This window comes from Actinophytocola sp., assembly GCF_009379765.1.
In the GTDB taxonomy this organism is placed as follows: Bacteria; Actinomycetota; Actinomycetes; order Mycobacteriales; family Pseudonocardiaceae; genus Actinophytocola.
The window spans coordinates 24687-33404 of the sequence record NZ_WHTD01000088.1; the positions used below are offsets into that span (position 1 = coordinate 24687).

Below are 8718 nucleotides of genomic sequence, written 5' to 3' on the forward strand. Positions count from 1 at the left end.
ACCGTGAGTGGTCTGACGACACCGACGAAGCCGGACAACCTGGGGATGCGTGCGGCCGGTGGGGCCGCCAAGTGGGCCGATGACCGGTACCACCTCGCGGGCGGCATGCGCCGCCAGCTGAACAAGGTCTTCCCGACGCACTGGTCGTTCCTGCTCGGCGAGATCGCGCTGTACAGCTTCATCGTGCTGCTGCTGTCCGGCACGTACCTGACGCTGTTCTTCGACCCCTCGATGCAGGAGGTCACCTACCAGGGCTCGTTCGTGAACCTGCGTGGGCTGGAGATGTCGCGCGCCTACGAGTCGACGCTGTACATCTCCTTCGACGTGCGCGGCGGCCTGTTCGTCCGGCAGGTGCACCACTGGTCGGCGCTGCTGTTCATGTCCGCGATCGTCGTGCACATGTTCCGCACCTTCTTCACCGGCGCGTTCCGGCGCCCGCGTGAGGTCAACTGGGTGATCGGAATCCTGATCTTCATGCTCGGCTGCATCGAGGGCTTCGCCGGCTACTCGCTGCCGGACGACCTGCTCTCCGGCGCCGGCCTGCGAATCCTGTCCGGCCTGATGATGTCGATCCCGATCGCCGGCACCTGGGTCAACTGGCTGATCTTCGGCAGTGAGTTCCCCGGCACGGAAGTGATCCCACGGCTCTATGCCGTGCACATCCTTCTCGTACCGGGCATTCTGCTCGCGCTGATCGCCGTGCACGTCGGGTTGGTGTGGTACCAGAAGCACACCCAGTTCCCGGGCGTGCGGCGCAAGGAGACCAACGTCGTCGGCGTGCGGATCATGCCCACGTTCGCGTTGAAGGCAGGCGGTTTCACCGCCGTGGTCATCGGCGTGACCGCGTTGATGGGCGGGCTGTTCCAGATCAACCCGGTGTGGAACTTCGGCCCGTACAACGCCGCGCACATCTCCGCGGGCACCGTGCCCGACTGGTACATGGCCTGGACCGACGGACTGGTGCGACTATGGCCGGCGTGGGAGGTCTATCTCGGGAACTACACGATTCCCGCGCCGTTCTTCCCGTTCATGGCCGGGTTGCCGTTGCTGGTGGGCATCGCCACGGTCTATCCATGGATAGAACGTAAGTTCACAAAGGACTACGCGCACCACAACCTGCTGCAGCGGCCGCGGGACGTGCCGGTGCGCACCAGCCTCGGCGTCATGGCGATCACCTACTTCATGGTGTCGCTGCTGTCCGCCGCCAACGACGTGCTGGCCGAGAAGTTCGACATCTCGCTGAACGCCACCACGTGGATGGGCCGGATCGGGTTGCTGCTGCTGCCGCCGCTGGCCTACATGATCACGTATCGCCTGTGTCTTGGCCTGCAGCGGTCCGACCGGCTGGTGCTCGAGCACGGTGTCGAGACCGGCATCATCAAGCGGCTGCCGCACGGTGAGTTCATCGAGGTGCACCAGCCGCTCGGACCGGTGGACGACCACGGTCACCCGATCCCGCTGGAGTACCAGGGCGCGCCGGTGCCGAAGAAGATGAACAAGCTCGGGTCGGCCGGCGAGCCGGTGGCCGGGTCGCTGCTGCGGCCCGACCCGCCGGCGGAGACCGCCGCGCTGGCCAAGGCGCGGGCTGCGCAGTACGGGCCGCAACCCGAGCAGCTGGAGTCCGGCGAGACCGAGTCCGGCTCGACGGTCGCCACGAGCCACGAGGATCCGCCCAAGAAGCTGTGAAAACGGTCCGGTCGGCCAGGGTCGTCGCGTTGGTCGCGACGACCCTGGCCGCCGTTGGCGCGTGCGCGACGTCCTCCCACGAGGTGAGCCCGGCCGCCGGGTTCCGCTCGGTGCCGCCTTCCGCCTCCTCGGCCGCGCCGCCACGCCCGTCCGCGCCCCCGCCGGCCACGTCCTCCGCGCCGGCGCCGCCACCGAAGCCGTCCTGCCCGGACACCGGGTTCGACTGCGACCTGCAGGCCCGCTTCGCCGAGGCGAACGCCTACGTGGAGGGCCGCCCGGGCACCTCCGGCATCGTGGTGCACGACCTGCGCACCGGCGCGGAGTGGCACAACGGCCACGCCTCGGACCTGACCTGGACGGCGTCCACGATCAAGCTGGCGATGGTCGTGGACCTCTACACCCGGCAGCGTGCCGGCGAGATCAGCCTCACCGCGGAGGACCGGTCGCTGATCCACGCGATGCTGCACACCTCGGACGACGAGGCGGCGGACACGCTGTGGTTCCGGTACGCGGGCGCGGACCACATGTCGTTCAACGACAACTTCCCGAAGTACGGCTTGACGTCGCTCGCGCCGCAGTCAGGCTTCACGGAGTACTACCCGTACTGGGGCTTCCAGAAGTGCACGCCTGCGGACCTCGACCGGCTGATGACCTATGTGCTGACCCAGCTCCCGGGGGACGAGCGGTCCTCCATCGTGGCGGAGCTGCGCTCGGTCGACCCGATCCAGCAGTGGGGTGTGTGGGGCGCCGGGCCCGCCGCGCACCCGGGCAACAAGGACGGCTGGTCCGAGGAGCAGGGCGGCTGGGTGATGAACACGGTCGGCTTCGTCGGTGACGGCGAGCGCTACGTGCTGACCGTGATGAACAACCTGCGCGGCGAGGGCGGCTACGACACCGGCCGCGCCACCGTGACCCATGTGGCCGAGCTGATCTTCGGCGGCTACTTCCCCGGCTGAGCCCGCCCCCCTTCCTGTCGAACACCGCCTCTTGTATGACAGTGGCCCGGCCGAGCGGCGACGATCTCGTCGAGCTGCTGGCGGCCCTGGCCAACCCGATCCGGTTGCGCATCGTCGCCAAGCTGGCCGCTGGGCGGGACTACGTGAGCCGCCTGGCGCGCGAGATCGGGATCAGCCGCCCGCTCCTCCACATGCACCTGCAGAAGCTCGAGGCCGCCGGACTGGTGGTCGGCACGCTCGAGCTCTCCGAGGACGGCAAGGCCATGAAGTACTTCGAGGTCGCCGACTTCGACCTGCGCCTGACCGCGCCGGTGCTGGCCGAGGCGGCGCGGACTTTGACCAAACCGGACCCGGCGAAGGGTCCCGCACGCAAGGAGCAGCCCCGATGACCCTCGCGGCCGACAGCACGACCTGGCCCGAAGCGAGGATCTACCTGGGTGTCATGGTCGTGATCATCATCCTGGTCGTCGGCGCGCTCGCGACCTACCTCGACCTCCGCAAGGCCAAGCTCTCGGCCCAGCAGAAGGACGACCTCCGCCAGCTGGTGCGCCGCTACGAGCAGCTCGCCGAGAACTCCCCCGACGCCCAGCAGCGGGTCGCCGCGGACGTGTCCGAGCTCCGGTCGCGCACGACGTCGATCGAGCAGATCCTCAGAACGGTGGAATGATCATGAAGGCGATGGTGCGGGACGTCTACGGTCCCCCGGACGTGCTCGAGCTCCAGGACATCGACCCGCCGGTCGCCGGTCCCGACGACGTGCTGGTGCGCGTCCGCGCGGCCGGGGTCGACCAGGGCGTCTGGCACATGGTCACCGGACTGCCCTACCCCATCCGGCTCGCCGGCTTCGGGTTCCGCCGGCCGAAGACCCGCGTGGTGGGCGGGGACTTCGCCGGAACGGTCGAGGCGGTGGGGGCGAACGTGACCCGGTTCCGGCAGGGCGAGGAGGTGTTCGGCACCTGCCGCGGGGCCTACGCGGAGTACGCGTGCGCGGAGGCGGACAAGGTGGCGCCCAAGCCCGCGAACCTGACGTTCGAGCAGGCGGCCGCCGTGCCGGTCTCGGCGTGCACGGCGCTGCAGGCGGTGCGGGACCACGGCCGCGTCCAGGCCGGGCAGCGGGTGCTCGTGATCGGCGCCGGCGGCGGCGTGGGGACCTACGCCGTGCAGCTCGCGAAGGTGTTCGGCGCGGAGGTCACCGGCGTCTGCGGCACCGGAAAGGTCGAGCTGGTGCGCTCGCTGGGCGCGGAGGTCATCGACTACACGCGCGAGGACATCGTGGGGCGGCGCTACGACCTGATCCTCGACATCGCGGGGCACCGGTCGCTGTCGCACCCCCCGCCGGAAGTTCGTCACGTGATTCGCCGGCCCAGCTTCCTGCTGGCGGCGTTGCCGGTCCGCCCGAGTACAACCCGGTACGAGGACGAACCGGCGCCTTGCCAGCAGAAACCTGGACTCACCGACTTAAACAACAGGACTCCCGGCGGGGGACACCAGTCGTCAGCGTGTGAACGGCAGCCTCGGGTCGACCTTCTGGTCGGCCCAGGTGTCGCGGACCCAGGTGTGCGCCGGGTCGTCGCTGATGAGCCAGGCCCGCTCGTCGCCGGGGCCGGCCATCACGTTGAGGTAGTAGAGGTCGTAGCCGGGCGCGGCCATCGAGGGGCCGTGCCAGCCGTGCGGGATGAGCACGACGTCGTCGGTGCGGACCTCGGTCGTGACGTCGATCTTGCCCTTGCCGGAGTCGTACACGCGCTGGTAGCCGATGCCGTCGCGGGCGACCTGGAAGTAGTAGATCTCCTCGAGCTCGCACTCGGTCTCGGTGACCTCGTCGTGCTTGTGCGGCGGGTAGGACGACCAGTTGCCGCCGGGGGTGAGGACCTCGCAGGCGATGAGCCTGTCGGCCTCGAACGCGTCGGGGGTGCAGAAGTTGTTGACCTGCCGGCTGCATCCGCCGGCGCCACGGAGCTCGACGGGGACGTCGGCGGCGGGCACGTACCTGGCGGGCAGCCGATGCCGGCAGACCGCCGACGGCAGCGCGATCACCGCGCCGTGGCTCGAGGTGAGCACCGCCGATGCCTCGCGCGGCAGGTACACGAAGTCGGTGGGTCCCGAGAAGACGTCCGTGCGGCCGAGCACCTCGAACGTCTTGCCGTCGACCTCCACCACGCACTCACCGGACAGCGGGAGCACGAGCATCTCCGAGACCTCGGTGAACACCTCGTAGAGCGTGCCGGGCGCCAGCGCGAGGACCCGCAGCCCGGAGTAGTCCCAGCCGGCCGACCGCGGGGTGACGACCACCCGGTGACGGTCGTCCGCGATCGAGCCGGCGGGCCGGTAGTAGTCAGTCACAGTATCCCCGCAGCGGTGTCGACGGCCCCGGCGACGTCGCCGTCGGGTGGGTACAGGAGGGAGCGTCCCACGACGAGGCCGCGGACCGTGGGATGGCGCAGTGCCTTGTCCCAGCGGGCGAAGGTGGCCTCGGCGTCGGCCGACACCTCGCCACCGAGCAGGAGCGTCGGCAGCGTGGTCGCGCCCAGCACCCGCGCCATGTCGTCGCCGCCGTCGCCGATGACCGGGACCTTCAGCCACGTGTACGCCGAGGTGTTGCCGAGCCCCGCCGCGATCGTGAGCGCCTTGGTGGCCGCCTCGACGGACAGGTCGTTGCGCAGCACGCCGGCCGCGCGGCCGGACAGGAACGGCTCGACCATCGCGACCAGCCCCGCCTCGGCGAGGTCGCTGACCGCACGGGCGCAGGCCTCGAGCGTCGGCGCGGTCCGGTCGTCGGCGAGGTCGACGCGCAGCAGCATCTTGCCGCCCTCGAACCCGAACCTGGCGAGCGACGCGACGCCGTAGCCGGTGAACCGGTCGTCGAGCTCGAAGGACGCGCCGGCGAGCCCACCCCGGTTCATCGAGCCGAACACGCTGCGGTGGTCGAGCGCGCCGAGCAGCAGCAGGTCCTCCAGGATGTCCGCGGTGCCGAGCACCCCGGTGACCCCCGGCCGGGCGAGTGCCTCGCACAGCCGGGTGAGGAGATCGGCCCGGTCGGCCATCGCCATCGGGTCCGCACCGGCCCCCAGCGACCCGCGGGCCGGGTGGTCGGCCGCGACGATCAGCTCCCGACCGCCGAGCGGGGACCCGGGTCGCCTGCGGGCCGCCGCCAGCTCCGCGATCCTGCCGGGGTTCCTCGCCCGCGTGTCGGTGATGCTCCGCAGGTCACCGGCCCGCACGTGACATCAGCTCCTCGACCTCCCGCGTGGTGGGCATGGCCTCGGAGCACGACAGGCGCGAGGCCACGATGGCGCCGGCCGCGTTGGCGAATCGCATCATCCGGTGCGCGTCCCAGCCGGCGAGGAGGCCATGGCACAGGGCGCCGCCGAAGCTGTCGCCCGCGCCGAGGCCGTTGACCACCTCGACCGGCACCGGCGGCACCTCCACCTCGCCGGTGCCGTCCACGGCCAGCACGCCCGCCGGTCCCTGCTTGACCACCGCCAAGGAGACTCCCTTGTCGCGTAAGGCTTTCGCGGCGTCGCGGGGCACCCGGGTGCCGACCGCGGTGTCGCACTCGTCGAGGTTGCCGACGGTGACCGTGACGTGTGCGAGGGCCTCCCGCACCCAGTGGCGGGCCTCCTCGCGCGACGACCAGAACATGGGCCGGTAGTCCAGGTCGAGGACCGTGAGCGAGCCCGCGGGGCGCGCGGCCAGCGCGGCGAGGGTGGCCGAGCGGCTGGGCTCCTGGCACAGCCCGGTGACCGTGGCCCAGAAGATCCGCGCCTCCCCGACGGCGGCCATGTCGAGCTCGCCGGTGTTGATCTCCAGGTCGGGTGCCTTGGGATACCGGTAGAAGTAGATGGGGAAGTCGTCCGGCGGGAAGATCTCGCAGAACGTGACCGGGGTCGGCAGGCCGGGTACCGAGCTGACGAACCGGTCGTCGACCCCGAACTCGCCGAGCGCGCGGTGCACATACTCGCCGAACGGGTCCTGGCCCGTCCGGGTGATCACCGCGGTCCGGTGCCCGTGCCGCGCGGCCGCCACCGCGACGTTGGTGGCGCTGCCGCCGAGGTACTTGCCGAACGACGTGACGTCCGCGAGCCCGACCCCGATCTGCTCCGGGTAGATGTCGACCCCCACCCGACCCATGGTGAGCACGTCGAACGTCACCGGGACACCTCCAAGCGGTCGAGCGCGGCATCGGCCCTGGTGAGCCAGCCGCGCCAGCTCGCGGCGGCCATGGCCGGCTCGGTCCAGGGCTGAGAGCATCGAACCATCCTGGTGCCCGGCCGATCCAGCCACCGCAGCACCACGCCCACCTCCTCGGCCGGCGCGCCCCGCAGCGGACCAGGCTCGGGCAGCACGGTCTCGGCCGACGCCGCGAGCATGTCGACCACAGGCATCGGCCGCACCCCGCGGCGCGCCACCCCGGCCGAGGCCAGCCGGCCGTGCCGCACCACCGCGAACTCCCAGCCACCGGTGCCGTCCGGCCGGGCCGCGATGAGCTCGGGCACGGCCGCGAGCGCCGCCAGCCGCTGCCCCCGGTCGAGCGTGCGGACCAGCACCCGCATCCGGTCGCGGTCGAGCCCGGCCTGCTCGTAGCGCTGGGCCGCGGCGTGTGCGATGAGCCGGGCCTCCAAGCGGCGTAACGGTTCCACCCGGCGGCCGGCCACGAGCGAGGAGAAAGCGCCGACGGCGGGGGAGTACTCGACGACGCTCTGCCGCCCGGCACACGGCGCCGCGCACCGGTCGAGCTCGGCCAGTGCGCACGGCCGCCCGTGTGCGCGCTGCGCCGGGATCCGCACCGTGCACGGCCGCAGCCCCGTGGCGTCCTGCAGCGCGACCATGGCGTCCTCGGCCCGCCCGCGGGACCGGAACGGGCCGAGTGCGACCTCGCGAGGCACCCGCACCAGCGACAGCCGGGGGAACGCCTCGTCGGTGAGCGTGATCCACCACGCCTGCTTGGGGTTCTTCGAGCGCCGGTTGTAGGCCGGCTTGTGCGAGGACAGCAGCCGCAGCTCGCGCACCTGCGCCTCCAGCGAGTGCGCGCACGTGACATGGTCGACGCGGGTGGCCAGGGCCACCATCTCGCGCAGCCTGCGGCGGGTCTCGCTGGCGGTGAAGTACTGCCGCACCCTGCGCTTGAGGTCGCTGGCCGTGCCGACGTAGAGCACCTCGTCGCCAGGGCCGCGGAACAGGTACACGCCCGGCTCGTTGGGCAGCTCGGCCGCCATCGTGCGCTTGCGGCGCTGCTCCGGGGTGACCTCGGGGATGTAGTCGAGGAGCTCCTCGACCGACTGCACGCCCACCGAGCCGACACGCTCCAGCAAGGAATGGAACACGTCGACCGTGGCGCGCGCGTCGGCCAGCGCGCGGTGGTTGGGCTTGGTGCGGGCGTGCAGCAGTTCGGCGAGCGCGGACAGCCGGCAGCTCGGCGCCTCCTCCCTGGTGAGCACCCGCCGCGCGAGCTGGACGGTGCACACGACGGTGGGTCTGGGCCAGCGGTAGCCGTGCCGCAGGCAGGCCTTGCGCATGAAGTTGGTGTCGAAGCCGGCGTTGTGCGCGACCAGCACCGCGCCCTCGGCGAACTCGAGGAACGCGGGCAGCACGGCGTCCAGGCGGGGCGCGGCGTACACCATGGCGTCGGTGATGCCGGTGAGCGTCACCACCTCGGGCGGGATGCCGCGACCGGGGTCGACCAAGGTGGCGAACTCGCCCACCACCTCGCCGCCACGGATCTTGACCGCGCCGACCTCGGTGATGGTGTCCTCGTCGCTGACGCCGGTGGTCTCCAGGTCGAACACGACGAAGGTGGTGGCGCGCAGCGGGGTGCCGAGCTCGTCGAACGCGAGCTGACCATCCGGCTTCGTCATGATCGGGAAGCTAACGCAGGGCACCGACAAAAAGCCGGCGAGTGAGCTCCGGGGACCCCGGCTAGGTCGTGTCTCGTGGATCTTGGTCGATGGGATTCGTGATCCAGATGGCTCCTGGCAAGGCGGCGGAAGGTCGCTCATACCGGGTTGTATTCGGGCCTTCCGACAACGCGGCCAGGGGGCATCTGGGCGCGAATACCACGATCCAAGATCCGCGAGAC

8 protein-coding genes and 1 pseudogene are annotated in these 8718 nt (G+C 71.1%); 5 read left to right on the top strand and 4 right to left on the bottom strand.

Annotated elements, in window-relative coordinates:
• Window positions 1–3 precede the first annotated feature (3 nt).
• From GEV28_RS24905 to GEV28_RS42515, 5 genes and pseudogenes are all read left to right on the top strand, one after another.
• Window positions 4–1686 (top strand): cytochrome bc complex cytochrome b subunit, encoded by a 1683-nt coding sequence (locus tag GEV28_RS24905; protein WP_291414639.1) that lies wholly within the window; start codon window positions 4–6, stop codon window positions 1684–1686.
• Window positions 1683–2642 (top strand): tat pathway signal sequence, encoded by a 960-nt coding sequence (locus tag GEV28_RS24910; RefSeq protein ID WP_291414640.1) that lies wholly within the window; start codon window positions 1683–1685, stop codon window positions 2640–2642. The genes GEV28_RS24905 and GEV28_RS24910 overlap by 4 nt, the downstream gene beginning before the upstream one ends.
• A 35-nt stretch (window positions 2643–2677) precedes the next feature.
• Window positions 2678–3031, top strand: coding sequence for a winged helix-turn-helix domain-containing protein (locus GEV28_RS24915; protein ID WP_291414641.1), 354 nt, complete (start codon window positions 2678–2680; stop codon window positions 3029–3031).
• Window positions 3028–3309, top strand: coding sequence for a hypothetical protein (locus GEV28_RS24920; protein WP_291414642.1), 282 nt, complete (start codon window positions 3028–3030; stop codon window positions 3307–3309). Before GEV28_RS24915 ends, GEV28_RS24920 begins: the two co-directional genes overlap by 4 nt.
• Window positions 3310–3320: 11 nt before the next feature.
• Window positions 3321–3590 (top strand): annotated as a pseudogene (locus GEV28_RS42515) (alcohol dehydrogenase catalytic domain-containing protein); the annotation flags it as partial.
• Window positions 3591–4136: 546 nt separating this feature from the next.
• On the opposite strand, the gene iolB reads toward GEV28_RS42515, so the two are convergent.
• The 4 genes from iolB to GEV28_RS24945 are packed head-to-tail and all read right to left on the bottom strand — an operon-like array spanning window position 4137 to window position 8497.
• Window positions 4137–4985, bottom strand: a complete 849-nt coding sequence (iolB, locus tag GEV28_RS24930; protein ID WP_291414643.1) for a 5-deoxy-glucuronate isomerase — start codon at window positions 4983–4985, stop codon at window positions 4137–4139.
• On the bottom strand, window positions 4982–5863 hold the full coding sequence (locus GEV28_RS24935; protein ID WP_291414644.1) for a hypothetical protein: 882 nt from the start codon (window positions 5861–5863) through the stop codon (window positions 4982–4984). The genes iolB and GEV28_RS24935 overlap by 4 nt, the downstream gene beginning before the upstream one ends.
• Window positions 5850–6794 carry a 5-dehydro-2-deoxygluconokinase gene (gene iolC, locus GEV28_RS24940; RefSeq protein ID WP_291414645.1) on the bottom strand — a complete coding sequence of 315 codons (945 nt, stop codon included), beginning with the start codon at window positions 6792–6794 and terminating at the stop codon, window positions 5850–5852. The genes GEV28_RS24935 and iolC overlap by 14 nt, the downstream gene beginning before the upstream one ends.
• Window positions 6791–8497, bottom strand: coding sequence for a DEDD exonuclease domain-containing protein (locus GEV28_RS24945; protein ID WP_291414646.1), 1707 nt, complete (start codon window positions 8495–8497; stop codon window positions 6791–6793). The genes iolC and GEV28_RS24945 overlap by 4 nt, the downstream gene beginning before the upstream one ends.
• Window positions 8498–8718: the final 221 nt, after the last annotated feature.